At 70.7% G+C, this 24,971-nt stretch carries 25 protein-coding genes; 10 read left to right on the plus strand and 15 right to left on the minus strand.

The annotated features are described in order from the left end of the window. Window positions 1–71: 71 nt before the first annotated feature. The 9 genes from C466_RS10125 to glpA form a co-directional block, all read right to left on the minus strand. On the minus strand, window positions 72–1,097 hold the full coding sequence (locus C466_RS10125; RefSeq protein WP_004596253.1) for a metal ABC transporter substrate-binding protein: 1,026 nt from the start codon (window positions 1,095–1,097) through the stop codon (window positions 72–74). A gap of 127 nt (window positions 1,098–1,224) precedes the next feature. Next, entirely contained in the window at window positions 1,225–1,710 is a 486-nt protein-coding gene (locus C466_RS10130) for a YbaK/EbsC family protein (protein ID WP_004596251.1), read from the minus strand. A 118-nt stretch (window positions 1,711–1,828) separates the two neighbouring features. After that, window positions 1,829–2,554, minus strand: a complete 726-nt coding sequence (locus C466_RS10135; RefSeq protein ID WP_004596249.1) for a ribosome assembly factor SBDS — start codon at window positions 2,552–2,554, stop codon at window positions 1,829–1,831. Window positions 2,555–2,651: 97 nt separating this feature from the next. Then, entirely contained in the window at window positions 2,652–2,852 is a 201-nt protein-coding gene (locus tag C466_RS10140; RefSeq protein ID WP_004596247.1) for a DUF7576 family protein, read from the minus strand. Window positions 2,853–2,956: 104 nt separating this feature from the next. Further along, window positions 2,957–4,363, minus strand: a complete 1,407-nt coding sequence (locus C466_RS10145) for a CRTAC1 family protein (RefSeq protein WP_004596245.1) — start codon at window positions 4,361–4,363, stop codon at window positions 2,957–2,959. 81 nt (window positions 4,364–4,444) lie between these two features. Then, window positions 4,445–5,428, minus strand: coding sequence for a hypothetical protein (locus C466_RS10150; RefSeq protein WP_004596243.1), 984 nt, complete (start codon window positions 5,426–5,428; stop codon window positions 4,445–4,447). Between the two features lie 114 nt (window positions 5,429–5,542). After that, entirely contained in the window at window positions 5,543–7,132 is a 1,590-nt protein-coding gene (locus C466_RS10155; protein WP_004596241.1) for an anaerobic glycerol-3-phosphate dehydrogenase subunit C, read from the minus strand. Further along, window positions 7,129–8,508 carry a glycerol-3-phosphate dehydrogenase subunit GlpB gene (glpB, locus tag C466_RS10160; protein WP_004596240.1) on the minus strand — a complete coding sequence of 460 codons (1,380 nt, stop codon included), beginning with the start codon at window positions 8,506–8,508 and terminating at the stop codon, window positions 7,129–7,131. Before glpB ends, C466_RS10155 begins: the two co-directional genes overlap by 4 nt. Continuing rightward, entirely contained in the window at window positions 8,508–10,277 is a 1,770-nt protein-coding gene (gene glpA, locus C466_RS10165) for an anaerobic glycerol-3-phosphate dehydrogenase subunit GlpA (RefSeq protein WP_004596239.1), read from the minus strand. Before glpA ends, glpB begins: the two co-directional genes overlap by 1 nt. Before the next feature lie 380 nt (window positions 10,278–10,657). On the opposite strand from glpA, the gene glpK reads away from it, so the two are divergent. The 4 genes from glpK to C466_RS10185 all read left to right on the plus strand — a co-directional run bounded on the left by glpK (window position 10,658) and on the right by C466_RS10185 (window position 16,046). Then, the gene (gene glpK / locus C466_RS10170; protein ID WP_008365231.1) at window positions 10,658–12,196 is read left to right on the plus strand and encodes a glycerol kinase GlpK; all 1,539 of its coding nucleotides are present in this window, start codon (window positions 10,658–10,660) and stop codon (window positions 12,194–12,196) included. Next, entirely contained in the window at window positions 12,197–13,288 is a 1,092-nt protein-coding gene (locus tag C466_RS10175; RefSeq protein ID WP_004596236.1) for a hypothetical protein, read from the plus strand. Window positions 13,289–13,560: 272 nt separating this feature from the next. Beyond that, a complete protein-coding gene (locus C466_RS10180) occupies window positions 13,561–14,733 on the plus strand; it encodes a Cdc6/Cdc18 family protein (protein WP_004596234.1) in 1,173 nt (390 codons plus the stop codon). 632 nt (window positions 14,734–15,365) lie between these two features. Continuing rightward, window positions 15,366–16,046: an HAD-IIB family hydrolase gene (locus C466_RS10185; RefSeq protein ID WP_004596232.1), complete on the plus strand. Its 681-nt coding sequence runs from the start codon at window positions 15,366–15,368 to the stop codon at window positions 16,044–16,046. A gap of 115 nt (window positions 16,047–16,161) precedes the next feature. Here the strand turns inward: C466_RS10185 and C466_RS10190 are convergent, their stop codons facing one another. Together C466_RS10190 and C466_RS10195 are read right to left on the minus strand one after the other, a co-directional pair. Further along, the gene (locus C466_RS10190; protein ID WP_004596230.1) at window positions 16,162–16,824 is read right to left on the minus strand and encodes an HAD family hydrolase; all 663 of its coding nucleotides are present in this window, start codon (window positions 16,822–16,824) and stop codon (window positions 16,162–16,164) included. Between the two features lie 108 nt (window positions 16,825–16,932). After that, a complete protein-coding gene (locus tag C466_RS10195) occupies window positions 16,933–17,217 on the minus strand; it encodes a ribonuclease P protein component 4 (protein ID WP_004596228.1) in 285 nt (94 codons plus the stop codon). Window positions 17,218–17,361: 144 nt separating this feature from the next. Between C466_RS10195 and C466_RS10200 the strand changes: the two genes are divergently transcribed. The 5 genes from C466_RS10200 to C466_RS10220 all read left to right on the plus strand — a co-directional run bounded on the left by C466_RS10200 (window position 17,362) and on the right by C466_RS10220 (window position 20,596). After that, window positions 17,362–17,556, plus strand: a complete 195-nt coding sequence (locus C466_RS10200; RefSeq protein WP_004596226.1) for a methytransferase partner Trm112 — start codon at window positions 17,362–17,364, stop codon at window positions 17,554–17,556. A gap of 128 nt (window positions 17,557–17,684) precedes the next feature. Continuing rightward, window positions 17,685–18,266: a DUF7524 family protein gene (locus C466_RS10205; RefSeq protein ID WP_004596223.1), complete on the plus strand. Its 582-nt coding sequence runs from the start codon at window positions 17,685–17,687 to the stop codon at window positions 18,264–18,266. 109 nt (window positions 18,267–18,375) lie between these two features. Then, window positions 18,376–18,564 carry a hypothetical protein gene (locus C466_RS10210; RefSeq protein ID WP_004050211.1) on the plus strand — a complete coding sequence of 63 codons (189 nt, stop codon included), beginning with the start codon at window positions 18,376–18,378 and terminating at the stop codon, window positions 18,562–18,564. 21 nt (window positions 18,565–18,585) lie between these two features. Beyond that, complete coding sequence (locus C466_RS10215; protein ID WP_004596217.1) at window positions 18,586–19,023, plus strand: RNA-binding protein; 438 nt, start codon at window positions 18,586–18,588, stop codon at window positions 19,021–19,023. A 124-nt stretch (window positions 19,024–19,147) separates the two neighbouring features. Further along, a complete protein-coding gene (locus tag C466_RS10220) occupies window positions 19,148–20,596 on the plus strand; it encodes an FAD-dependent oxidoreductase (protein WP_004596216.1) in 1,449 nt (482 codons plus the stop codon). Between the two features lie 24 nt (window positions 20,597–20,620). On the opposite strand, the gene C466_RS10225 is transcribed toward C466_RS10220, so the two are convergent. From C466_RS10225 to C466_RS10240, 4 genes are all read right to left on the minus strand, one after another. Beyond that, a complete protein-coding gene (locus C466_RS10225) occupies window positions 20,621–21,079 on the minus strand; it encodes a hypothetical protein (RefSeq protein ID WP_004596214.1) in 459 nt (152 codons plus the stop codon). Continuing rightward, entirely contained in the window at window positions 21,076–21,570 is a 495-nt protein-coding gene (locus C466_RS10230; RefSeq protein ID WP_004596212.1) for a phosphopantetheine adenylyltransferase, read from the minus strand. The genes C466_RS10225 and C466_RS10230 overlap by 4 nt, the downstream gene beginning before the upstream one ends. Before the next feature lie 75 nt (window positions 21,571–21,645). Then, on the minus strand, window positions 21,646–22,251 hold the full coding sequence (locus tag C466_RS10235) for a winged helix-turn-helix domain-containing protein (RefSeq protein ID WP_004596211.1): 606 nt from the start codon (window positions 22,249–22,251) through the stop codon (window positions 21,646–21,648). Window positions 22,252–22,346: 95 nt separating this feature from the next. Continuing rightward, the gene (locus C466_RS10240; RefSeq protein ID WP_004596210.1) at window positions 22,347–23,426 is read right to left on the minus strand and encodes a glutamate--cysteine ligase; all 1,080 of its coding nucleotides are present in this window, start codon (window positions 23,424–23,426) and stop codon (window positions 22,347–22,349) included. A 420-nt stretch (window positions 23,427–23,846) separates the two neighbouring features. Here C466_RS10240 and C466_RS10245 point away from each other — a divergent pair, with 420 nt between their 5' ends. Continuing rightward, on the plus strand, window positions 23,847–24,950 hold the full coding sequence (locus C466_RS10245) for a sulfite exporter TauE/SafE family protein (RefSeq protein ID WP_004596209.1): 1,104 nt from the start codon (window positions 23,847–23,849) through the stop codon (window positions 24,948–24,950). The last annotated feature ends 21 nt before the right edge of the window (window positions 24,951–24,971 follow it).

The raw sequence follows: 24,971 nt of genomic DNA on the forward strand, positions 1-24,971 counted from the left end.
TAGCTCTTTTAGTCCGGCGGCGGGGACGCCGTCACCGGACCGCTCGACCGCCGACGCGAGGTCGGATCGGCTCACTGCGCGTCGAACGCCCGCTCGAAGGCGGGGACGTTGATCTCGGTCATCTGTTCGAGGTAGCCGTACCCGGCGTCGTTCCACTCCCGCGTCGTCCCCCCGGCGGGCGTGACGGGGACTGCTTCGGTGGCGTCGCTGTTCTCGACGATCGACTCGGCGAGCCTGGGCGACTGGAAGCGGTCGTACAGCACGACGTCGATCCCCTCCGTGTCGACGAGGTCGATCGTGCCGGCGATCTCCGACTGCGTCGGCTCGTTCTGCGGCGAGACGCCGACCGGCGAGTGGAGCCGGAACCCGTAGCGCGCCTCCAAGTACTGGAAGGAGTTGTGGCCCGCCAACACCGCCACGTCGCGCGCGGCCTCGTCGGCGATCGCCTCGAACGCGTCGTCGACCGCGCCGAGCTCTTCCGCGTACGCCTCGGCGTTCGCGGCGTACACGTCGGCGTTCTCCGGGTCCGCCTCGCCCAGCCCCGCGGCGATCGTCTCGACCATCTCGGCCGCGAGGACCGGATCGACCCAGACGTGCGGGTCGTACCGCGTCTCGCTCTCGCCGTCGTGGGACCCGTTCTCGCCGTCGTGGTCACCGCCTTCCCCGTCGTGGTCGCCGCCTTCGCCGCCGTGACTGTGGTCCCAGTCGAGGAGGTCGTCCTCCAGCCCGTCGAGCACGTCGACCACGGCGACGGAGTCGTAGTCGGCCTCCAGCGTCGCGGCGAGGTCCTGCGCCCACGCGAACTCCGGGCTGTCGAGGTAGACGAACGCGTCCGTCGCGGCCACGTCGGCGGCGAGCGTCCCGTCCGGCGTCCACCCGTGGCCGAGCTGCCCCACGTCGACGGGGTCCTCGAAGCTCGCGCGCTCGCCCGCGACCTCGTTTGCCCAGTCTTTGAGGGTGAAGAAGGCGGCGTAGCCCGAGTCGAACCCCTCGGAGCCGCCGGTGCCCCCGCCCGAGCATCCCGCCAGCGACGCCGCCGCCCCCGCGGCCGCGAGGCCCGCGCCGCGCCGCAGCACCGACCGCCGTGAGTGAGTCATACCGATCCGTACCGTGGATTAATAGAAAAAGGTTATTATTTCACAAAGTAGAATTAATAACTCACCCGCCGAGCACACGCTCGCTTAACAACACGCCGCGGGCGCTGCGGATCGGAGGCGCCGCTCGTCACTCGGTGAGGTCGACGACGGTCGCGTCCGCGAGCTCGGCGAGCGTCTCGGGGGCGACCGCGAACACCGCGCTCGGCGTCCCGGCCGCGCCGTACACCGTGTCGTACCCGGTGAGCGTCGGATCGAAGGCGGTCGGGAGCGCGGCGTCGTGACCGATCGGCGGGACGCCCCCGATGCTCCAGCCGACGACCTCGCGGATCCGCTCCGGGTCGCCCATCTCGGCTGCGTCGGCGCCGAAGTGCTCGGCGACCGCGTCCAGGTCCAGCCGGTTCGCGCCGCTCGTGATCGCCGCGACGAGCGCTCCGTCCCGGTCGCCGCCCGAGAGCGAGACGACGATGGTCGACGCGATGGCGCCGGTCTCGCAGCCGACGGCGTCGGCGGCGGCCGCCGCGGTCTCCGTGCCACCGTCGAACTCCAGCACGTCGACGTCGACGCCGTACCGTTCCTCCGCCAGCTCCTCGAACTCCGCCGCGCGTGGATGCATGCGATCCGAGCCGCGGCCCGCCGGCATCAACCTCTCGGAGGCGGTGAAACTGCGGCCGCGATTCGGATTAGATCGGGTCCGTGTCGGCGTCAGCGGGTCCGGGGCTCGTCTTTATGCGTCAGCGGGTCCGGAGCTCGTCTTTGTCCTTGATCACGCGGGCGTCGCCCTCTCCCGAGGTGACCTCGTTGACGAGGTCGTAGAGGTCGTTCTGGAGCCCGGCGGGGAATGTGAGCACGCCGACCCACGAGCCGTCGTTCTGCCACTCCTCGCGCTCTAAGTCCCCGAACTCGCGGATCTGCGCCTGCCCGGACCCCGCGTAGTCGGCCGGGAGCTGAACCGCCATCGTCACCTCCTCGAATCGGATCGGGATCACGGGGCGGAGCGCGTCAAGCGCGTCGTCGACCTGGTTTTCCACCGGCTCCATCGGGTCGATTTGGAACCCGGCCTCCTCCAAGGCGCGCTCGATCCGCTCAGGCGGGTGCGGCGAGTCGTCCATCTGCGGGTTCACGGCGTTGCGCGTGATGGTGGTCACCAGCTGGTTGTGCTTCCGCTCTTGCATCTCCGCGCGCTGCTCGGCGGTGATCTGTATCTCCCCGCGATCGACGACCTCCGGGATGATTTCGAGCGCGTCCGTGGTGCCGAAGACGGTCTCTAAGTCCTCTTCGGCGGGGCGGTCCCCCCGCGAGGCGTTCTCGAAGACGTCCTCGGCGGCGATGACCTCCTCGAGGTCCCCCTCGAACTCCCCGCGCTTGATCGCGAGCGCGGCGTCGGGGTCGATCAGGACCTCGAAGCGCTCCCCGTGTGACTCCAGTCGGGCCGTCACGGCCTCGTCGAGCGATATCATACCGGACGCTACCACCCCCGCGGGCAAAAAGCCTCCCGCCGCCGGTCGTCGCGTCGAATCGCCGCGTTCGGCCGTCGCGGTTCCTTGCTCCCGGCGACTACCCGCCTGCCGCCGGTCGCTCGTCGTCCCAGTCCGCACGGCACGGATCCGAACAGAAGTGCCGGTGGACGACGTCGTCGCCGTCGACCCACGTGACCGTTCGATGTCCGGTCCCCAGCGCCGGCTCGCCGCACGTCGCGCAGCTCGGCGCGGACTCCTCGTCGACGTCCTCCTCGAGCTCCGAGGTCGGATCCACCATACCTCCCCGTACGCCCGGGGACACTTGAACCCGCGAAGCCCGGCAGTTCTGGCCACGGCGGTCGCCGCCGACTCGGGGTCCCCTCGCCCGGCGTCGCCCGCGCGCTATCGCCGCGTCCGCGCGTCTCGGTCGGTCGCCTTCAGCGACGGGTGTTTGACGGTTATCTCCCGGTCCGCGCTCGGGCCGACGACGGTCCGCTCGCGGCCGTCGGGCCAGCGCACGTCCGCGCGCAGCGGGTCCGCGCCCCCGAGCCCGAAGTGCGCGACCGGCTCCGTCTGGCAGAGGCAGCCGCCGCCCGCGTCGATCGTCCGCCGCTGGACGCCGTCCGCGGTCTCCAAGGTGACGACGGCGCCGCGCGCCGGCGCGCCGTGGCGCGTCGTCGGGCGCACGCGGAGCCAGCCGGCGTCGGGGGCGTCGGGGTCGCCGTACGCCGTCACCGGCTGCGCGGCGACCTCGCCGTGGACGACGAGGAGCTCCAGCGCGCCGTCGCCGTCGAGGTCGGCCGCCACCGCGCCGGTGCCGAACCCGTCCGGCTCAGCCGCCGCGCCGAGGTCTGCGGACTCCCACGTCGGCGGCTTCCCGGGGCGATCCACGCGCTCGAACAGCCGGTTCTCCGCGCCGCAGACGTTGAAGAACAGTTCCTCGCGCCCGTCGTTGTCGAAGTCGGCGGCGACGACCGTCCGGACCGCGCCGACGTCGCGCAGCGGGTCGGGAGCGACGTCGTCGTAGCCGCCGTCCGGCGAGCAGCGGAGGAGGCGGCTCGGCGCCGACTCGTTGCCGACCGCGAGCGCGAACGTCCCGCCCTCGTCGACGACCGCGGCGCCGCGCGTGTCGCCGCCGGGGTCGGAGAGGTCGGGCCCGCCGTCGGTCCGCGCGTAGTGGCCGTCGCGGTTGCTGAACAGCCGGTTCGGTCCCCCTTCGACGCCCGCGAACAGGTCGCCCTCGCGGGAGCGGTACGGGACCGCGAGCAGCGACCGGCAACCCCCGTCGACCTCCAGCCCGACCGCCTCGGCCATGTCCGTGACTTCGCCGTCGTCGCCGAGTTCGTAGAACGCGAGCGGGGCGGCGTAGCCCGAGACGGCGACGCCGTAGCGACCGGTCCCCAGCCGGTCGAGCGCGGCGACCGACCGGCCGGCGCGGACGTCGATGCGGTCGGCGTTCACCTCGCGGGCGAACACGTCGGTCCAGCGGTACCGGTCCGCTTCCAGTCGGCTCAAGAGGAGGTCGGGGTCGCCGCCGTCGACGCCGCGCGCGCAGTTGTGGACGTACACCTCCTCGCAGCCGTCGGCGTCGAGGTCGGCCGCGCACACCCCCATCCCGTGGCGCGTCCCGTCGGCGACGATGCCGCAGGCGGTGTCCGAGAAGCGGCCGTCATTCCGGGCGTACAGCCGGTTCGGCTCGCCGTAGCCGGCGGCGAAGACGAGCGGCCCGTCGCGGCCGGGCGTCACCGCGACGCCGTACCCCCGCATCGGGCGCGCGTCGTCGACGAGCGCGGACCGCTCCGTGAACATGGCCGCCCGTCACCGCTCCGAGAATATGAACGCACGGGTTGGATACGGCGACGTCCGACCGGGACGAAAGTGACGACCGAGCTAGAGGTTCCGTTCGATGTACCGGTTCACCCGGGAGACCCGGTCCGCGTCGAACGTCCACAGGCCGCGCCAGACGCGGGGCTCCGCCTCGACAGCGAGGAGCCCGACGCCCCCCTCGATACCGCGGACGAGGTCGCTTTCCGGGTCGCTCTCGGCCGGGTGCGGCCCCTCCGGCGGTCGGTACACGACGAACCAGCTGTCGGTGAAGTCCTGGGCCTCGCCGGCGTGGATCACCGCGTCGAGGTCTTCCGGGAGGTCGTCCGGGACCCCGTAGAGGTGCGTGTCGACGCCGGTGTCGGCGATGCGCTCGTAGACGGCCCGCGTACCGACCTCGTCGTCGATGCGCGAGAGCCGCTGGAACGACGAGCGGAGCGTGCCGTCGCCGGCGGTCCACGCCGCCCGCTCGATGAACCGAGAGATGGTGATGAGGAGGAGCTTCTGGCGGTTGGACTCCGGATACCCGCGGAGCGTGAACGTCGCGTCGTTGAGGCCACTTATCACCGACGGGAGGTCCACGTCGTCCAGCGACCGGCTCCCCGTGGTGTACAGGTCGGAGTTGACGAACAGTACCGCGTCGCCCAGTTCGCTGAGCGTCGAGCCGGCGACGACCTCCCCGTCTTCCATCAGCAGGACGAGATTCTCGATGTCGTCCGGAGTGCCGCCGTCGAAGGGGATGTCGTCGCGCCGGCGGAGCACCTCCACGTCGAGCGAGGGGACGGCCTCGTCGTCCCCGTCGACACCGGCGTAGCCGGTCAGATCCTCGGCCGTCAGGCCGACCGTCCGGCTCGCGTCGACGGGTCCGGCCCCGTCGGTCACGCGGCCGTCGCCCGCGCCGTCGGTCACGCGGCCGTCGACCACTCGCATTACGTCGTCGCCGAAGGTGTCCACGAGCATGTTCAAGACGGGGTCCGGGTCGGTTCGGTTGACGACGACCACGGAGCGCTCGGGTCCGTCGAAGCGATCGAGAAACTGTTCGAGAGTCACGTAATCCGTACTGAACGGGTTCGACGCATAAGGATTCTCGCGCAGTTATCGCGTCTGAGAACGCGTCTGCCAGCCGACGGGGGCGCGGCGGCCGCCCGAACCGCTCGGTCTCGCCTACGCGCCGAGCGTGTCCTCCAGCAGCTGGAGGGGGTGTTCGATCTCGTAGCCGGTGCCGTGTTCCATCTGCATCGCGCAGGTCGGACACTCCGTCATGCCCACCTCGCCCTCGGCGTCCTCCATGTGTTCGAACATCTCTTCGCCGATCTCCATCGACTTCTCGTACTTCTCCTCCTTCCAGCCGTACGTGCCGGAGATGCCGGAACAGGAGTCGCCGACGTCCTCCATCTTCACGCCGTCGACGTCGCGGAACGTCTCGACCGCCTGCCGGGAGAGCCCCTGGTTGCGGGCGTGACACGGCGCGTGGTACGCGAACGCGCGCTCGTCGTCGAGCCCGCCGGCGGCGTCGAGTTCGCCCTCCAAGTCCTCGTGGATCCGGAGGTACTCCAGCGCCTCGAAGGTGTGCTCGGCGAGGTCCTCGATCCCGTGGAGGTCGAACAGCTCGGGGTACTCCTGCCGGAGCGACATCGAACAGGAGGTGCAGGAGGCGATCACGTCGGCGCCCTCGCCGATGGCCTCGACGAGGTTCTCGACGTTCGTCTCCGCGTGACGCCGGGCGTCCTTCAGCATCCCGTTCGCGAACATCGGCGTGCCCGAGCACTTCTGTGGCGGCACCATCACCTCGTAGCCGAAGTGCTCGTAGACGCGCACCATCGCCTTGCCGACCTCGGGGGTGTTGTAGTTGGAGTAGCAGCCGTGGAAGTACGCCACGCGCTTGTCGGGGTTCTCCACCTGCGCGCCGCCGCGCGCCTTCCACCACTCGCGGAACGTCTCCGTCGCGAACTCGGGGAAGTCGCGCTCCTTCGGGATCCCCATCACCTTCTCCATCGCCCACCGCGCGGGCCCGAAGTTCATCGCGAACGACGCCGTCCGCGGGAACATGCTCGCGAGGCTCGCCGACGTGCGGTAGTTGGCTAAGATCCGGTTGCGAATGTACTCGACCGAGAGCTTCTCCATCTGCCGCTCGACGAACTGCCCGCGCGCCTCGTTGTGCATCTGCGAGAGCGGCACCGAGGAGGGGCAGGCGTCGTCACAGCGCATGCAGTTCGAACAGGAGGTGATCGACTCGTCGATGTCGTGGTCGTCCTTCCGCTTGAGCCGCCACTGTTCCGGGCCCTGGAACTTCGGTCCCGGGAACTCGTCGTCGACCTCCGCCACCGGGCAGGAGGTGTCGCAGCTCGTGCACTTGTAACAGGAGTCGGCCCCCTCGCGGAGGTCGAGGTCGCCGCCGGGGAACACGTCCACGGGGTCGTAGGCGTCGGGGTCGAGTTCGGTCGAGTCGGTCCCGCCGGTCGCGCTCTCCGCCCCGCCCGAGGCGCTCTCGACGCCGCCGTCGGTGGCCGCGCGGTCCGCGTCGCGGTCGCCGTCGCCGGCGCTTGCCGCCTCGGCGTCGGGTACCTCCCCCTCGTCCGGGACGAAGATGGACGGCTGCTCGTCGCGGCCGGCCTCGGGGACGCCGGGAGTCGGCTCACCGCACCCGCAGTCCCCGCAGCCGCCGCCCCCGCTCCCCTGGTCGCGCCCGCCGCTCCGTTCGTTCGCCCCGTTCGCGTCCCCCGCGTCGCCGTCGTCCTCGGTGTGTCGTGTCATTGGTTCGCCTCCGTCGCCGCCTGCCGTCCGGCCACGATGCCGGTCGCGAGCGACACCCCGCTCGCGGACTTCTCCCGCGCCGCGTCCGCGCCGCCGACGACCCCGCCGGCCGCGAACACGTTCTCGTACTGTACCGCTCCGTCGGCGTCAGTCGGCCGACAGCGCTCGTCGGGACGGACGCCGAACCGCGCGTACGGCTGGTCGCCGAACGCGTCGTCGACGAACCACTCGTACCGGTCGTCCGGCTGGTCGACGTACAGGTCGAAGACGGGTTCGCGGGCGCCCTCGCGGTCCGAGTCGAGGCCTTTCCCGACGAGGCCGCCGGTCGCCAGCACGAACGCGTCCGCGCCGTACGGCGCCGTCCGCCCCTTCCGGTCGACCGCGACCGCCTCCACCCGCCCGTCGCTCGCGGAGTCGACGCCGACCACGGGATTCCCGGTCTCGAACCGGACGCCCTCGGCGTCGAGCGCGTCGAACAGCCGGTCCTCCAGGCGGAGGCCCGGGAGGCTCGGCGGCCCCATCGGGATCTCGAAGACGTCGGCGCCGAGCCGGTCGGCGAGCTCCGCGCGGACCTCGTCGCCCCGGTCGTCGCCGAGGAACGCCGGGAAGCCGACGCGCTCGACGCGGTCGACGCCCCCGTCCTCGTCGACGACGTCGTGGAGGTGCGGCGAGACCGCCTTCGCGAGCGCCTCGCGGGCCGGGACGCCGTCGATCGCCTCGTCGTGGTCGAGCGCCTTCGCGAGCCGGGTTATCTTCGCGTCGGCGCGGAACGCCTCGGCGAACTCCACCTCCGCGCCGGCGACGTCGAACGGGACGCCCGCCGCCTCCAGCCGTCCGGCGAAGGCGCGCGCGTCGTACTCCGTGAGCGACCGGAACCCGACGACGAGCATCGGTCGGTCGTCGCTCGCGAGTCCGGCCTCCGCGGCGGCGGGGTACCGCGCCGTCGGCTTCACCGCGCCGCCGAAGGTGGGCACCAAGGCGTTGCGCTCGGTGTGGCCGCCGCGGTACGCGTCGCCGGCGAGGTCGTCGAACAGGTCCAGCCCGTCGCGGAGCGCGTCGCCGCCCACGATCCGGTACGGGTGCGACTCGGGGAGCCGGTCGATCCCCTCGAACGGGTCCGCGAGCGGCCCCTCCGGGTCGGGCCACTCGTCGGGGTCGAGCTCGCGCCCCGCGGTCGGCGGCCCGTCGCGCAGGGGCTTCGCCGGCTCCGTCGCGGGGACGTACCCGAGCGCGTCGATCAGCCCGGAGGCCTGCCGCAGCGTGCTCGCCTTGTGGGAGACGAGCCGCACGTCCGCGCCCTCGCGGGCCGCCGACACCGCCGCCGTGACCGCGGCGAGGCCGCCGCCGACCACGAGGACGTCGCTGGTTATCGCCATCAGCGACCCCCGTCTGCGGCCGCGTCGTCGTTTGCGCGGCCGCCGTCGGTGGCCGCAGTTCCGGCCGATCCGGCCCCGTCGGCGTCGGCCGCACCATCGTCGGCGCCCGCGTCGAACGCGCCGAAGTCGACTTCCTCGTCGAGGGTCGCGGGGTCGCCGTCGCGGTTCATCGTCGTCGCGTGGAGCATGTGGTTCAGCATCGCCTGCGAGAGCTGCTCGCCCCACAGCGCGTGGCGCTGGCCCTTCCAGCGCTCCTGATACAGCTCGTCTTCGGCGTCGCGGACGACGGGCTCGGGGTACTCCTCGGCGAGCTCCGCGGCGATGCGGTGCGTACAGAAGCCGCCCTGGCAGTTCCCCATCGAGGCGCGGGTCCGGAGGCGGACCGCGTTGAGGTCGGAGCCGGCCTCGCCGATCGCGTCTTGGAGCTCCGCGCGCGTCACGCTCTCGCAGTTACAGACGATCGGGTTCGGGTCGTACTCGTCGAGCACGTCGTCGGCGCGGGAGCCGAGCCGCTGGCCCGAGCGCCGCGCGACCGGCGAGCGGAGGCCGAACTCGTCCATCAGCTCCTCCATGCGCGCCTCGCTCTCCGAGCCCGGTAGCGGCGCGTCGGCGGTGTCGCAGGTCGCCTCGTAGTCGAGCGTCTCGCAGACGTGGTCGGAGATGGACTCGGCCATCATCCGGTAGGTGGTGAGCTTCCCGCCGACGATTGTCGTCATCCCGGGGAGGTCGTCGCGGTCGCCGTGGTCGAGCAGGAAGTAGTCGCGCGTGATGTCCGTCGGGTCCTCCGTGCCCGTTCCCGGGGGCTCGTACAGCGGGCGGACGCCCCAGAAGGAGCGGAGCGTCCGGGCGTCTTCGAGCGCGGGCACGAGCTCCGAGAGCGTCTCGATCATCAGGTCGACCTCCCAGTCCTCCTCGGGGTAGTCCTCGGGGTCGTCGACCTCCTCGTCGGTCGTGCCGAGGATGCAGGCGGTCTCGTGGGGGACGATGATGTCGGCGTCGCCCTTCGGTCGACACCGGTTGATCACGGTGTCGACCTGCCGGGTGTTCATCACCGTCATCACGCCCTTCGAGGGGCGGACCTCCACGTCGACGCCGGCCATCTCGCCGACGTTGCCCGCCCACGCGCCGGTCGCGTTGACCACGTGGCGCGCGCGGATCTCCTCGGTCGTCCCGGGCTCGTGATGGACGCGCTTCCCGGGGCCGGTCTCGTGTTCGATCTCGACGCCGACGACCTCGCCGTCCTCGACGAGCACGTCGGTCACCGGGGCGTGCGTCTCGACCCGCGCGCCGTGTTCCCGGGCGTCGGCCGCGTTGGAGACGCAGAGTCGGAACGGGTCGACCGCGCCGTCCGGCAGGGCGATCGCCTTCTCGACGTCGCGCGCGAGGTAGGGCTCGCGGCGGCGGGCCTCCTCGCCGTCGAGCACCTCGACGGGGATGTCGCACGCCCGACACCCCTCCAGCTTCTCCTGGAAGTACTCCTCGGAGTCCTCCGGGCGCTTGACGAACAGCCCGCCGGTCTCCTCGACGCAGTGCGACGCGATGTCGCGGAGGACCATGTTCTCCTCGATGCACTCCTTCGCGCTCTTCTGGTCCGAGACCGCGTAGCGGCCCCCGCTGTGGAGGAGGCCGTGCATCCGTCCGGTCGTGCCGTGCGTCAGGTTCCCCTTCTCGACGAGGACCGTATCGAGCCCGCGCCGCGCCAGGTCTCTGACGACGCCGCACCCCGTCGACCCCCCACCGACGACGACGACGTCCACTTGTCTGTCCATGCGGGGCCCTTGGACCACGACCACTTTACTTTACCTCCCGAGGCGCCCTACGCATAACTATCAGGGTCATTCAAGTAGTGTAATCGGCGCCGCTGTCGGTGTATTTATATACTACACTTTTTCACTCTCGCCGAAGTCCGGATTTCAACAGGAAGATTATTATGGTAGTACATTATGTTCACGACCGGCGTGGTAGCTTCCGTGAAGATATGTCGCGACGGCGTTGATACGCCTCGCGGCCGCTTCGGGCCGGCTCCGGACGGGCCTGACCGAGCGGACGCGCGACGCGACGGCGAACGCGGCGCCGGGTTCGCCCTCGACGACGAGGGCGGCCAGGTCACCGCCGCGCACGGACCAGCGCCACAGGAGGGATCCACAACATGACACAGTACGTCGGTGCGATAGACCAGGGGACGACCGGCACCCGATTCATGGTGTTCGACCACGCGGGGCAGGTCGTCGCGAACGCCTACGAACAGCACGAACAGATCTACCCGAACCCGGGCTGGGTCGAACACGACCCGATGGAGATCTGGGAGAACACCCAGCAGGTCGTCCTCGACGGCCTCGCGGACGCGGGGCTCGACGCCGACCAGCTCGAAGCGATCGGCATCACCAACCAGCGCGAGACGACGATCGTCTGGGACAAAGATTCCGGCCGACCGGTCCACAACGCGCTCGTGTGGCAGGACCGGCGGACGACCGACCGCGTCGAGGAGCTTCAGGAGGCGGACAAGGTCGAGGAGATCCGGGAGAAGACCGGTCTCGAGGCCGACGCGTACTTCTCCGCGACGAAGACGGAGTGGATCCTCGACAACGCCGAGCCGCTCAAGATGCAGAGCTCCCGCGGCGGCGACCTGCGCGACCGGGCCCGCGCCGGCGAGCTCGTGATGGGCACCATCGACTCGTGGCTCATCTACAACCTGACGGGCAACCACATCACTGACGTCACCAACGCCTCCCGGACGATGCTGTACAACATCCGGGATCTGGAGTGGGACGACGAGCTCCTCGAGGAGTTCAACGTACCGAAGGAGATGGTGCCCGAGGTACGCCCCTCCTCCGACGAGGACTACTACGGACACACGGACCCCGACGGGTTCCTCGGCGAGGAGGTCCCCGTCGCCGGCGCGCTCGGCGACCAGCAGGCCGCGCTGTTCGGCCAGACCTGCTTCGACGAGGGCGACGCGAAGAACACCTACGGCACCGGCTCGTTCTACCTGATGAACACGGGGACCGACGCCGTCGAGTCCGACCACGGGCTGCTGACGACGATCGGGTTCCAGATGTCCGGCGAGCCCGTCCAGTACGCCTTGGAGGGGTCCATCTTCATCACCGGGGCCGCGATCGAGTGGCTCGAGGACGTCGACCTGATCAACAACGCGGCCCAGACCGCGGAGCTGGCGCGCTCGGTCGACTCGACCGACGGCGTCTACATGGTCCCGGCGTTCACCGGGCTCGGCGCCCCGCACTGGGACGGCCGCGCCCGCGGCACCATCGTCGGGATGACGCGCGGGACGAGCAAGGAGCACATCGTCCGGGCGACGCTCGAGTCGATCGCCTACCAGACCCGCGACATCGCCGAGGCCATGGAGGCCGACTCCGGCGTGGAGACGACGAGCCTCCGCGTCGACGGCGGCGCGGTGAAGAACAACTTCCTCTGTCAGCTCCAGTCCGACATCATCCAGACCGAGATCGCGCGACCGGAGGTCGACGAGACGACCGCGCTCGGCTCGGCGTACGCCGCCGGGCTCGCGGTCGGCTACTGGGACACCGTCGACGAGCTGCGCGACAACTGGCAGGTCGACCGCGATTTCACGCCCGAGAAGTCCCAAGGCGAGGTCGACAAGCTGTACAGCCGCTGGGACGACGCGGTCGAGCGCTCGAAGGACTGGGCGATCGACGAGGAGGACGAGTAGATGAGCGGACTCCTGCTCCAGGTCCCGGTCATCGGGATGGAGGTCGAGCAGTTCCTGCTGCTGTTCATCACCGCGCTGGCGGGCGGGGCGTTCGGCGCCGCGCTCGGCGCGCTGCCGTCGTTCATCTTCACCGGGTTTGTCGTCTTCCTCGGTGAGGGAATCGGCATCCTCCAGCGACAGATCGGCGCGGTCGAGGGCATCCCCGCGGGCGAGCTCGCGGCGGGCATCACCGGCGTCATCGGCTTCGGGGCGATCACCGGGCCGCACATCGCGTTCGCGGGCGGCGTGGCCGCCTCGGCGTACGCCGGCAAGAAGTATCCCGATATGAACCCCGCGGACGGCGGGTACCACTTCGGGAAAGACATCACGTACGCGTTCGGGACGAAGCCCGACATCCTCGCCGTGGGAGCGATCTTCGGCGTCGTCGGGATGCTGTTCACCCGGATCGCCAACGGCGTCTTTATCAACGTGCTGGAGATGACGCCCCCGACGGACTTCATCGCCGTGTCGGTGTTCGCGACCGCGTTCCTCGCGCGCCCCGTCTTCGGCTACCCGATCGTCGGGAAGCCAGCCGGGAAGGGACTGTTCGACATGTCCCCGTTCGAGCGCGGCGACATGCACCCGCAGGCCGACGGCGGCCCCGAGGAACACGCCGGCCGCCCGGCGACCGAGCCGTGGCTCCCCCACCAGTACAAGTGGGCGGGGGTCACGACGATCGGGCTCGTCGGCGGCATCCTCGGCGGGTACATCTGGCTCCAGACGGGGAGCATCTTCCTCGGCTACGGCATCTCGGCGATGAGCCTGCTGTTCCTCAACCTTGGCGTCGAGAAGATCCCGGTAACGCACCACATCACGCTGCTCGGCGCGGTCGGCGCGGTCGTCATCGACCCCGTCGCCGGGGGCGTCGTCGCGCTGCTGGCCGCCGGCGTCTTCGGCGCGCTGAGCGGCCTCCTCGGCGAGGTCACCCAGCGGATGTTCTACTCGCACTCCGGGACCCACGTGGACCCGCCGGCGATGGCGATCGCGATCATGATGCTCCTCGTGGGCATTCTCGCCATCCTCGGCGTCCTGCCGAACGCCGGGTACCTCTGAGCCCGCTCGCGGGGGCCGACGCCGCGTCGGCCCCCTCGTAGCGGCCGAGGACCGCTCCGCGAGCGAAGCACCCTCCAACCAAGTCGCCGGACACCAATGAGACCAGCCTGGACACGCGAACGCCGACGCACTCGGTTCGAGAGCGACGGCCGTCGCCCGGCCGGCGTCGCCGCCGCCCGGGGGGCCCTCGCCGACGCCCGTCCCGACCGCGACCGGCCCCGCGCCGACTCCGCTTCGTGCCAGTTTTGTTCGCCTACCTCGGAGGGTCGGCCGTGAACATCGACGACCGGATCGAGCGACGGCTCGGCTACGACGCCGGCATGAGCGTCCTCGCCGACTTCGAGGCCGTCTCCCCGGTCCGACACGTCGACTCGCCGGTCGGCCGCGGGCCGGCGATAGAGCGGCTCCTCGACGTGTTCGAGCCCGCCTTCTCCGGCTCGCTCCCGCCGAGCGTCTACGTGTACGGGCCGAAGGGGAGCGGGAAGTCGGCGGTCGTCTCCGCGCTGTTCGACCGGCTGGCGAGCCACAGCGGGCCGCGGCGCGCCATCCAGACGACGACGCGGGCGGTCGAGCCGACGATCCCCGGGTTCGTCTACGTCGACGCGCGGAACGCGTCGACCCGCTTCCGACTGTACCACGCGATGCTGACCGCGATGAGCGACGAGCCCGTACCGGACCACGGGATCGGGACCGAGGAGCTGGCCGACTCGCTGCGCGACGCGATGCGCACGGGTCCCGACCTCGTCGTCGCGGTCGACCACACGAACGAGACCGAGACGCCGACGGCGGCGACGCTGATCGACTGGCTGAACGACGTGGGCGAGCGGGTCACGCCGGCCTGTCTCGGCCGCGACCCGCCGGACGCGATCGACTGGGAGCCGGAGACCACCGTCGAGTTCGCGAAGTACCGCCGGCACGTGCTCGTCGAGCTGCTGACGAGCCGGTGTTCGACCGGGCTCGGCCGCGACGCGCTCTCCCACGACCAGATCCGCGAGATCGTCGAGTGGGCCGCGGGCGACGCCCACGACGCGCTCGCCGCCGTGATGGGCGCGGCGGCCAACGCGGAGCGGGCGGGCGCGTCGACGGTCCGCTCCGGCGACGTCGACGCCGGCATCGACGGCGTCCCTCGCCCCTGCGTGGCGCTGGGGCGGGTGCTGGCGCTCCCCGAGAGCCGCCAGCGGCTCCTCTACGAGCTCGCCGGGCTCTCCGAGGACGAGCGGTCGACGGTCGGCGTGGCGACCGAGGCCATCGCCGCCCGCCCCGGCGTCGATCTCTCGGCGTCGACGGTGCGGCGCGTCCTCTACGAGCTGGCCGACGCCGGCCTGCTCGAACGCGTCACCGTCACCCGAAGCGACGGCAAGGGGCGCCCCCCGAGCCGGCTCGTGCCGCTGTTCCCGACGGTCGTCTTCCGCGAGCTGTTCGACCGACGCGTCCGGACGGGATAGCGGCCAAAGGGGGCGACCCAACCGGATCAACAACGGCGATACGGTTTTTTTTAAAGATGTAAGTGACAGCGGCAATTGTTTATAAATGGACGCGGTGGCGTGTGCCTCCGAGCGCCCAGCGGGCGCGAGGAGCACGCGCGAGGGAGTCGCGAACGCCCGCAGGGCGTGAGCGACGAGGCTGGGGAGGNGGCGCGAGGAGCACGCGCGAGGGAGTCGCGAACGCCCGCAGGGCGTGAGCGACGAGGCTGGGGAGGCGTGAGGTGCGGTTGCTGTGCGGGGCGGGACTCAAAGGGGCAGCCGTGAGGGCCGCGCAGGCGACGTTAGCACCGCAGGGAGCGAGCAGCGCGAGCGACCGAGGAGCGCAACGAGTGTGCGCGGCCCTCACGGCTGGGGCTTTGGCGGTGTTCGTCGCAGACCCCAAATCAACTATTTATAAGCGAGCGGCTGGGGCTTTGGCGGTGTTCGCCGCCGATCCGCCAGCAACTATTTATAAGTAAGAGACCGGAACGGTAGCGACGTTCGTCGCGACGTCGCAGACGACTTATAAATAACCGCCCGGTCGCTCCGCTCCCTCGACGTGCCAGAGCCGATCGAACGGAAGACAGTTGTCGCCGAATCGCCGACCCGGAGGTATGGTTCCGCCCCTCGCGCTCGACATCGACGGCACGCTGACGACGCCGGACCACCGGATCGATCCGCGAGTCTTCGAACTGCTGCCCGCGTGGGACGCGCCGGTCGTGTTCGCCACCGGGAAGGCGTTCCCGTACCCGGTGGCGCTCGCGCACTTCCTCGGGCGCGAGGAGACGGTGATCGCGGAGAACGGCGGCGTCGCGTACGCGGACGGCGAGACGACGGTGGTCGGCGACCCGGACGCAGCCTGGGCCGTCGTCGAGGCGTTCCGCGAGCGCGGCGGCGAGATCGGGTGGGGCGACGGCGACACGGTGAACCGCTGGCGCGAGACGGAGGTCGCGGTCTCGCCCGACGCCGACGAGGCGCTCCTGCGCGAGGTCGCCGCGGCCGTCGACGACGTGGAGGTCGTCGACACCGGCTACGCCTACCACGTCAAGTCGACGGGCGTCAGCAAGGGGCGGGCGCTCGGCGTCGTCGCCGACGCGCTCGACATTGACCCCGCCGCGTTCGTCGCGGTCGGCGACAGCGAGAACGACGTCTCCACGTTCGAGGTCGCCGGCGAGTCGTACGCGGTCGCCAACGCGGACGACGCCGCCCGCGAGGCGGCCGACGAGGTGGTCGGCGAGGGGTTCATGGACGGGACGGTCTCGGTGCTCGAACGGCTGCGCGAGCGCGCCGAGTAGTCCGTATCCGACGGCGGAGCGCGTCCGCTCTGCTCAGCTCGTCCCGGCGACTCCGGGGGACGCGCACGGATCATCAGTTCGGTTCGGGGGCATCGCCCTCGGGGTCGGTCTCCGCTCACGCGTCCGTCACGGCCGCGAGTTCGCGGAGCGAGTCGATTTCGTGGGTGGGCGCGACGGAGAGGGTCGTGTCCCGGCAATGTGGCCGTCGGACGAACGCCGAGTCCAACCCGGCCCGGTGGGCCGCTCTCACGTCGCTCTCGCTGTCGCCGACGTAGAGCGCCGACTCGGCGCCGAGCTCCGCGAGCGCCCGGTCGAGATAGTGCGTGTTCGGCTTCTTCAGGTCCAGGCTCTCGACACTCTTCTCTCGGCCGTGATAGGTGTCGAACGCGTGCCGCAGGCCGAAGAAGTCCAACACGAACGCGACCGTGCTGTGGTGGTTGTTGCTCACGACGCCGCGGGGTCGATCGAGGTTCGTGACGCTCTGAACGTCGTCGTAGAGCGCCCGTGACCCCGACTCGAACTTCTCGAACTGAGACCGTTCGTCGAGCCGCTCTCGGGCTCGCCAGAACGCCTCCACGTCCACATCGTAGACCGCGCACATCTCACGCAGTCTCTCGACGGTCGTCCCGCGTACGACGTCGTCGACGTGCGCTTGGTCCGGGTCTCGGACGCCTACCGCTTCGAACGCTTCCCGCGTCGCTTCGACCGCCGTCTCGTGGGCCGGCGGCTCGACCAAGACGCCGTCGTTGTCGAAGAGAACCGCGTCGTATCCGGTCACGCCTCCGTGTTTCCCGAAATTCGGATTAGTCGTTTCGGTGTCCCGCTTCGACCGGCCACGCGGCGACCGCGTCGAGAGGGCGGCGTCGTCGGCCAGCGACCGCTGCGATCATTCCTCACCGTACGGGTACCGCGCCGTCGCCCCGCACTCCAGACACCGAACGACCACGCGCCCGGGTCGCGCCCGGACGCGGCTCGTCTTCCCGGGCCGAAGGTAGACGGCGCAGTCGTCGCAGGCGCGCCTGGAGAGCTCGGAGGGAACGCCGCAGCGGTTGCGCTCGGCGATCCGGCGGGCGCGGGCGACGTACCCGCGGGCGCGGTCGTACTCGTCGTCGACGACCGCCTCGCGGGCGAGGACGAACAGCCGCTCGATCCGCTCCGCCGGGATGCCCATGTCATGGAGGGGGGCGCGCGGCGGCAAAGAGGTTGTTATCCGGGTCGCTCGCGGCGGCCGGTTCCGGCCGCCCTCGACGCGCCGTTCTCTCCGGACCGGCCGCGACCCGCACGCTTTTTTATCGGTCCAACCCAACCGAGCGGTATGAAGGAATCCCTGATGGACGTGATCTGCTGTCCGCTCGACAAGGCGACCCTCGAACTCGACGTCGACGACGCGGACGACGAGGAGGTCCTCGCCGGGACGCTCACCTGCACGGAGTGCGGCGAGACGTACCCCATCGAGGACGGGATCCCGAACCTCCTGCCACCGGACATGCGCGAAGAGGCCGCGGCTTAGGGCACCGGATCGGGCGTACCGCGGCGTAGGACCCTCCAACGCGGACGGGCCGCGACGGCGGCGACACCCTCTTCCGAAACCCCTCGGTCGTGTGAATCTTTTTTTAGTACGGGGTCGTGGTCTCACCCGTGCCGACACTCGACGTCGAACTGAACGGGGAGACGGTCCACGACATCGACGCCCCGGACTCGTTCGTCACCGACGGACCGTTTCCGGTCGTGCTCGAGAACAGCGGTCGCTCGACGCACGTCCACCTCCACTTCGACGACGACCTCGACCGGGTGACCGCGGTCGACGAGGTCAACCACTACGTCGCCGACGAGGCCACCCGCCACGTCCACGTCTCGACGGCCGACGTCGACGAACCGGTCCGCGGCAAACTGAAGATCGTCACCGGCTACGGGTCGAACACGACGTACGTCGACGTGCGGGTCGACCCCTCGCCCGAGACCCCGGACCGGTCGGTCGCCGTCGACGAGGAGCTCTCCGCGCCCCCGGAGCGCACGCCGGAGCCGCCGGCCCGACAGCGCGCGGTGAACGCGCTCGACCGCCTGGTACAGCGCGGCGGGGTCGCGGGCGCGGTCTTCGGGCTGGTCGCGGTCGGCGTCGCGGTCGGCGTCGCGATGGCCGTCGACAGCGCCGTCGTCTGGCTCGCGGTGGGGATCGCGCTGATGGTCGCGTTCGGCGCGGCGCTGCTCTCGGTGACGTGAGGGACGGACCGCTCTCCTTCCGACTCGGCCGGCTCGACTCCGCCGGCTCGCTCCCGTCGTCTCGCTCCGGATCCGCGCGCTTTTAAGCGTCCCTCCGGAACGAGACGCCATGAGCTTCGAGAAGGAAGACGAGGTCGTGCTCCACGACAAACACAGCGAGTACGACGGCGAGACGGGGACGATCACGCAGGTGATGGAGACGATGTTCGGCGACGCGACGTACACGGTCAGCTTCGAGGACGGCCAGGAGACGGGCGTCCCGGAGGACGCGCTCGACGCCGTCGAGAGCGAGGAGTAACGCCGCCCCCACCCGTACCGCATGCCGAAAGTCCCCTTCCACTACGTCGACCTCCGCGCGTTCTCGTACGCCACGGAGGACGTGAAACGCGTCGAGCAGGCGCTGTACTCACTGTTGCCCGAGGACGTCGAGCTCGAACGCGTCGAGAACGTTGGCCATCACGGGGACCGGATCGTCGTCCTCTCGGCGCGCGTCGAGCGCGCCGACGAGATGCGACACGTGCTCGACCGGCTCGCGGAGCTGGAGGACCTCGACCGGGTCCTCGACGAGCTCGACGAGCGCGTCGACGACAACTGCGCGCTGTTCCTCCGCCTCGACAAGCAGGCGGCGTTCCGCGACGAGGTCCGGCTCGGTCCCGGGATCACCGTCCGCACGAAGGTCGAGGCGTACCCGGCGAAAAAGGAGAAGGCCGTCGCGAACGCCCGCGAGACGCTCTCGCGGCTGGCGGACGAGGACTGAGCCCGACCGAGGCTGGTCGGGGTCGCGGCCGACGGTCAACGCCGGTCGATGTCGGGGCCGACGGCCGCGCGCCCGCCCCGCACCCACGGCGTGACTTTTTCACCCGGCCAGTCGATGTCCAGCTATGAGCGATCCGTTCGTGGTCGTCGGGGCCGACGCGGCTGGGTTGAGCGCGGCCAGCAAGTTCCGGCGCGAGGCGCCCGACCGCGAGGTCGTCGTCTTCGAGAAGGGCCGCTGGATCTCGTACGCCTACTGCGGGATGCCCTACTTCATCGCCGGCTACGTCGACCGCATGTCGGACCTCCTCTCGCTGTCGCCGAGCGACGTCGACGAGCGGGGGATCGACCTCCGACGAGGGTCCGAAGTCGTCGCCGTCGACCCCGACGCGAAGCGCGTCACCGTCGAGACGGCCGACGGCGACCGGTTCGAGCAGGCGTACGACGACCTGCTCGTCGCCACCGGCGCCCGCGCGACCACCGGCCCCTTCGACGTCCGCGACGTCGACGGCGCGTTCACGCTGCACAACATGGACGCGGCCGCCGCCATCGACGCGTACGTCGCCGAGCCGGACGCCTACGACCCCGAACGCGCCGACGTGAGCGCGGTCGACCGCGAGCGCGTGGACCGCAACGCGGCGATGCCGGCCCCCGAGACCGCCGCGGTCGTCGGCGGCGGCTACGTCGGCGTCGAGGTCGCCGAGGCGCTCTCGGAGCGCGGACTGGACGTCCACGTGTTCCACCGCTCCGGCCACCTCCTCTCGCCGTTCGGTGAGACCGTCGGGAACCGCGTCGAAGAGGCGCTCGAAGCCGAGGGTGTCGCGGTTCACACGGACGCACCGGTCGAGGCGCTCGTCGGAGACGACCGGATCGAGTCGATCGAGGTCGCGGGCGAAGGCGACGGAGCGTCCACCGACCGCGTCCCCGTCGACATGGCGGTCGTCGGCGTCGGGATCCGACCGAACACCGATCTCCTCGACGGCACCGGCGTCGACCTCGGGACGGGCGACGCGATCCGCGTCGACGACCGCGGGCGCACCAGCCTGCCGGACGTGTACGCCGCGGGCGACTGCGCCACCGCGCGCCACGCGGTGACCGGCGAGCCCGACTGGGTCCCGCTCGGCCTCACCGCGAACCGCGCCGGGCGGGCCATCGGCGCGACGGTCGCGGGCGACCCGACGCCCGTCGGCGACATCGCGGGCACCGCGGCCGTGAAGGCGTTCGACGCCGAGGCCGCCCGCGTCGGGATTCTGGACCGAGAGAAGGCGGAGGAAGCCGGCTTCGACCCGGTGAGCGAGACGGTGACCGCGGGGTCGCGCTCGGGCTACTACCCCGGCGCGGCCGAGACGGACGTGACGCTCGTCGCCGACCGCGACACGGGGCGCCTCCTCGGCGGGAGCATCGTCGGCACCGACCGCGCGGCGATACGGATCGACACGCTCGCGACCGCGATCGAGGCGGACATGACGGTCCCCGAAATCGAGCGGCTGGACCTCGCGTACGCGCCGCCGTTCAGCCCGGTGTGGGACCCGATACTCGTCGCCGCGAAGGTGCTGAACGGGACGCTGGAGGACTGAGGTGGTTCGGATCCCGGCGGGGCGCTACCGCGAGGCCGCGATCCGGGAGAAGAGGAAGCCGACGACCGCCGACGCGGCGCCGACCGCGACCGCGACCGCGCCGGCGAGGGCGAGCGGAGCGGTGAACGCGGTCGCGGCCGGACCGCCGACCGCGAAGGGCGACACGTAGGGCTCCGGTCCGACCGCCCGAAGCAGCGTCCCCGCGAACGGTCCGTAGGCGAGCAGTATCGCGGGGAACGCGCCGCCACCGGTCGCGGCGAACGCGACCGCACCGAGCGCCGTCACCGCGGCGAGTGACCCCGTGGTCGCCGCGCTTCCGACGCCGACTGCGGCGGTCGCGTCGAACGCGACGTACGCCAGCGCGAAGCCGACCGCACTCCACACCGTCGCCCGTTCGAAGCCGGATTCACCGAGGGCGATCCGTCGGAGCGCCGCGCGGCGGGACTCGGCCGCGTCCCCCTCTCCCCCGTCGTCGCCAGTCATTCCGGTCGCGTCGCGCCCCGCCCCTCGCGGTCGGGGGTGAGGTTGCCGTGTTCGTCGATCTCGCCCGCGACGATCCGCGTCGAGGAGATGCGCTCGCCGTCCTCGGCGCTCACGTGGTCGACGACGACCAGGTCGAGCGGGTCGCGGCCGCGCTCGGCGCGGATCTCGTTGATCCGCTCGCCGCCGCCCTTCGTCTCGGGGGAGACGATCAGCGCGTCGAACTCCGGCTCGACCGCGATGCCGGTCGGCTCCGTCAGCTCGCGGATCTCGTACTCGCGCCCGTGCGCCTCGGCCCGCGGGGCCAACTCTTCTTCCAGGTCACGCTCGCGCCGGTCGTAGGGGCGGACGTACCGCTCGACGTGTCGGGTCTCCGGCGCCAAGTCGTCGGAGGTGAGCCCGACGGTGACGTCACCCAGCTCGAACGCCCGTTCGAACAGCTTGCGGTGGCCGTCGTGAACGGGATCGAACGTACCCCCCAGCGCGACGTTCATGCGTCTCCGTTGCGCGGGTCGAACTTAAAACGTCCCGAACCGCGGTCGGACGAGTGGAAGTCGGTGCCGGTCGGCTCAGTTCGCCCGCTCGTCGTCGTCCGCGTCGTCGCCGTCGGCGTCCTCGCCGATTCCGTCTTCATCACCGTCGGGTGCCTCGTCGTCGCCGTCACCGTCCTCGCTGTCGACGGAGATCTGGACCGGTTCGGTGTCGCCGTCGGGAGACTCCCCGCCGAGCCGGCGGTCGAGGTTGAAGACGGCGTTCAGCTCCGCTTGGACGTCGCCGACGACGGTGCGGACCAGCTCGCTCGGCGCGATGGCCTCGTACTCGTAGGGGTTGTTGCCGGCGCCCTCCGCCTTCCGCTTGCCGCGCTCGACGGTGCCCTCGTCGTGGAGCTCCGCGAGCGCCTCGCGGACGGTGCTGGGGTACAGCCCCGTGCCGTCCGCGACCTCGTCGCTCGTGCTGTGGGGGTTGTCGCGGAGGTAGACGTAGATGCGCGCGCGGGTCTCGGTGTCGAGCAGCCACGCGAGCAGGTCGACGACGTTGTCGTCGAACCCCTTGACGGCTCTGTCCGCGCCCTCGCCGAGCCGCTCTTTCGTCTTCCGGAGCTCCTCGCGGGTCCGGTCCGTCGGCGACTCCTCCGGGTCGTCTCCCGGATCGCTCGGTGAATCGTCCGTGGTCATGCCGGAAACTGGGGGCTACGCGGGCAAAAGCGTTTCTCGTCGCTTTTGTTCCGACGGAACTTCCGGAAGCGCCCCCGAGGCGTTCGATTCTGGGGTTAGGGGCTCACGAGGAGGTCCGTACGCAGCGCGTCGGCGCCCGACTCCTCGCGGATCCGGCGCTGCCGCGCGGCGCCGCTCTCGGCCTCGTACACCTCGCGGATGCCGTCGACGCCGAGTCGGTCGCACTCCGCCTCGACGATTTTGCCGAGCGCGGTCGTCCCCTCGCCGTCGCGGTCGACGAACGCGGCGTCGTGGCCGTGCCGGATCGCGCGCCACTTGTTCTCGTCGAGCAGCTCGCGGCGCAGCGACGCGGGCGACTCGCCGTCCTCGTACCGCTCGGCGTAGTCGACGACCAGCGCGCGGACGTACTCGGCGAGCGCCAAGGTCACTTCGGGGTCGCGCTGGGCGTCGGGCGCGCGCACCTCCACGGTGCCGTGGCCGGTGTGGGGGCGCACGTCGAACCACAGCTCGCCGCGGTCCGCGATGGAGTCCGTCTCGACCATCCGGCGCTCGTACCGCTGGAAGGCGTCGAAGTCCTCGAACGCCGAGGGGACACCGGTGTTCGGGAGGTTCTCGAACACCTTCGCGCGGGCCGACGCGAGCCCGGTGTCGAACCCGTTCCAGAACGGCGAGTTCGCGGACAGCGCGAGCAGCACCGGACAGTGCCACCGGAGGCGGTTCGCGACCCAGACGGCCTTGTCCGCGTCGTCGACGCCGACGTGGACGTGGAGCCCCGCGGTCGTGTTCCGGTGTTGGGGGTACTGGATCCGGTCCAACTGCGTCTGGTACCGCGGCTTCTGGACGTGGTCGAGCTCGCGCCACTTCGCCGCCGGGTGGAGGCCCGCGGCCGCGATCCGATACCCGTCCGCGGCGGCGTGGTCGACGAGCGCCTCGCGGACCGTCGCGAGCGCGTCCGCCGCGTTCGCCGGGTCGTCGATCGTCTCGGTCTGGGCCTCTATCGTACACTCGAACAGCTCGTGGTCGAACCCCTCCGGCACCGACGCTGGCGGGTCGCGGCCGTACACGAGGTCGTCGGTCCCGGACGTGGGGTAGCCGTCGGCATCGACGATGTAGAACTCCTCCTCGATGCCGAGCGTCCCCATCCGGGAGAACGCGTCCCGCGAACCGAGTTCCATTACGCCTCCGTTCCGCCCGCGCGGTCTTATATGGATTGGAACCCGAAACGCAGCGCCGGTGTCGCCTTCCGCCCGTTCGAGTCCCGGTCGGTACGAGGATCGCTCGGACGACCGTACGGGATTCACCGCGCGCATCGGGGCAGAACCGGGCATCTTGGGGAAAAACCAGATACTCTCCGAATTATCCGGCTTTTTGATTACAAACGCCCTGAAACGGAGATTCTTTACACGCGGATTCACGAAACGCGGGTCGACACGTGACCTCACGATCGAACCGGTACCGCGACGGATTTTCGAGACCGCGCTCCGAGCGGGAGGGTCCGTCCGGATGTCGGCCCTCTCATCGCTCACCGGCGGACTCCCACCGCTCACCTCTGACCGCCTTCGCCCGCACAACACCGCTTTGAAACACTACTACCGATGAGCGCAACCCGATCGCAACGGCTCCAGAAGTCGTTCCTGAAGTATCAGCACATATTCGTCTTCGCGGCGCCTGCGGTGTTCGTGGCGCTCGTGCTGTTCGCCGCACCGACCGGCGGCAGCGGCGGGGTGGACTACTGGCTGGAGTACTGGTGGCTGTTCCCCTTCTTCCTGCTCGGGGCGACGACCGTCAACACGGTCGGAATCAGCGGCTCGGCGCTTTTCGTACCGTTTCTGATCTTCATCTTCCCGCTGCTGGCGGGGGAGACGCTCACGCCGGAGACGCTCGTGAAGGTGGGGCTGATCAGCGAGTCGTTCGGCCTCTCGGCCTCGTCGATCGCGTTCATCCAGTACGGGCTGGTCGACCGGCGGCTGGCGCTGACGATCGTCGTCGGGAGCGTCCCGTTCGTCATCGCCGGGGCGCTGCTGTCCTTCTTCATTCCGGAGCCGCTGTTCCACGCGGCCCTCGGCGCGGCGCTGCTCGTCGCCGGCTACCTGATGCTCAACGCCGACATCGGTCACGGTGAGCCGGACGAGAGCGACGACGCCGTCGCGGCCGACGGCGGCGCGCCGGCGGAGCTCCCCGACGACGACGGGAAGCTCGGTCCCGCGGGCGTCGACGCGACGGAGGAGGGCGAAGTGACCCGGGTCGACCGCGAGGGCGACACGTACGAGTACTCCTGGTCCGGGTACCTCGAACGGTTCGCTAACTACAGCGTGGGCGGGACCTTTCAGGGGCTGGCCGGCTTCGGAAGCGGCGAGCTCGGGATCATCTCCCAGCTCCGGACCGGCGTCCCCACCCGAGTCGCTATCGGGACTAACCACATTATCGTCGCGACGACGGCGATCCTCGCCTCGCTCGTCCACGTCTTCGGCGGGGCGATCCTCGGCGCGTTCGGCGTCGGCGGGGTCCACTCGCTGAGCCTCGCCTCGACGCCCTGGAACATGGTCGTGTTCACGGTCCCCGCGACGGTCACCGGCGGGCAGATCGCTCCGTACGTCTCGAACGCGCTCGACACCGGAACCATCCAGAAGGGCGTCGCCGGTCTCTTCGCCGCCATCTCGGCCGCGCTGTTCCTGATGGCCGGCGGGGCCGGGATCTGATACGGCCAGCCACGAAACATC

It is taken from the genome of Halorubrum distributum JCM 10118, assembly GCF_000337335.1.
Taxonomy (GTDB): Archaea; Halobacteriota; Halobacteria; order Halobacteriales; family Haloferacaceae; genus Halorubrum; species Halorubrum distributum.

Coding starts and splice junctions, on each gene's coding strand:
- C466_RS10125 (WP_004596253.1), bottom strand. CDS start 1,097: ATGACTCACTCACGGCGGTCGGTGCTGCGGCGCGGCGCGGGCCTCGCG.
- C466_RS10130 (WP_004596251.1), bottom strand. CDS start 1,710: ATGCATCCACGCGCGGCGGAGTTCGAGGAGCTGGCGGAGGAACGGTAC.
- C466_RS10135 (WP_004596249.1), bottom strand. CDS start 2,554: ATGATATCGCTCGACGAGGCCGTGACGGCCCGACTGGAGTCACACGGG.
- C466_RS10140 (WP_004596247.1), bottom strand. CDS start 2,852: ATGGTGGATCCGACCTCGGAGCTCGAGGAGGACGTCGACGAGGAGTCC.
- C466_RS10145 (WP_004596245.1), bottom strand. CDS start 4,363: ATGTTCACGGAGCGGTCCGCGCTCGTCGACGACGCGCGCCCGATGCGG.
- C466_RS10155 (WP_004596241.1), bottom strand. CDS start 7,132: ATGACACGACACACCGAGGACGACGGCGACGCGGGGGACGCGAACGGG.
- glpB (WP_004596240.1), bottom strand. CDS start 8,508: ATGGCGATAACCAGCGACGTCCTCGTGGTCGGCGGCGGCCTCGCCGCG.
- glpA (WP_004596239.1), bottom strand. CDS start 10,277: ATGGACAGACAAGTGGACGTCGTCGTCGTCGGTGGGGGGTCGACGGGG.
- glpK (WP_008365231.1), top strand. CDS start 10,658: ATGACACAGTACGTCGGTGCGATAGACCAGGGGACGACCGGCACCCGA.
- C466_RS10175 (WP_004596236.1), top strand. CDS start 12,197: ATGAGCGGACTCCTGCTCCAGGTCCCGGTCATCGGGATGGAGGTCGAG.
- C466_RS10185 (WP_004596232.1), top strand. CDS start 15,366: ATGGTTCCGCCCCTCGCGCTCGACATCGACGGCACGCTGACGACGCCG.
- C466_RS10195 (WP_004596228.1), bottom strand. CDS start 17,217: ATGGGCATCCCGGCGGAGCGGATCGAGCGGCTGTTCGTCCTCGCCCGC.
- C466_RS10200 (WP_004596226.1), top strand. CDS start 17,362: ATGAAGGAATCCCTGATGGACGTGATCTGCTGTCCGCTCGACAAGGCG.
- C466_RS10210 (WP_004050211.1), top strand. CDS start 18,376: ATGAGCTTCGAGAAGGAAGACGAGGTCGTGCTCCACGACAAACACAGC.
- C466_RS10215 (WP_004596217.1), top strand. CDS start 18,586: ATGCCGAAAGTCCCCTTCCACTACGTCGACCTCCGCGCGTTCTCGTAC.
- C466_RS10220 (WP_004596216.1), top strand. CDS start 19,148: ATGAGCGATCCGTTCGTGGTCGTCGGGGCCGACGCGGCTGGGTTGAGC.
- C466_RS10225 (WP_004596214.1), bottom strand. CDS start 21,079: ATGACTGGCGACGACGGGGGAGAGGGGGACGCGGCCGAGTCCCGCCGC.
- C466_RS10230 (WP_004596212.1), bottom strand. CDS start 21,570: ATGAACGTCGCGCTGGGGGGTACGTTCGATCCCGTTCACGACGGCCAC.
- C466_RS10235 (WP_004596211.1), bottom strand. CDS start 22,251: ATGACCACGGACGATTCACCGAGCGATCCGGGAGACGACCCGGAGGAG.
- C466_RS10240 (WP_004596210.1), bottom strand. CDS start 23,426: ATGGAACTCGGTTCGCGGGACGCGTTCTCCCGGATGGGGACGCTCGGC.
- C466_RS10245 (WP_004596209.1), top strand. CDS start 23,847: ATGAGCGCAACCCGATCGCAACGGCTCCAGAAGTCGTTCCTGAAGTAT.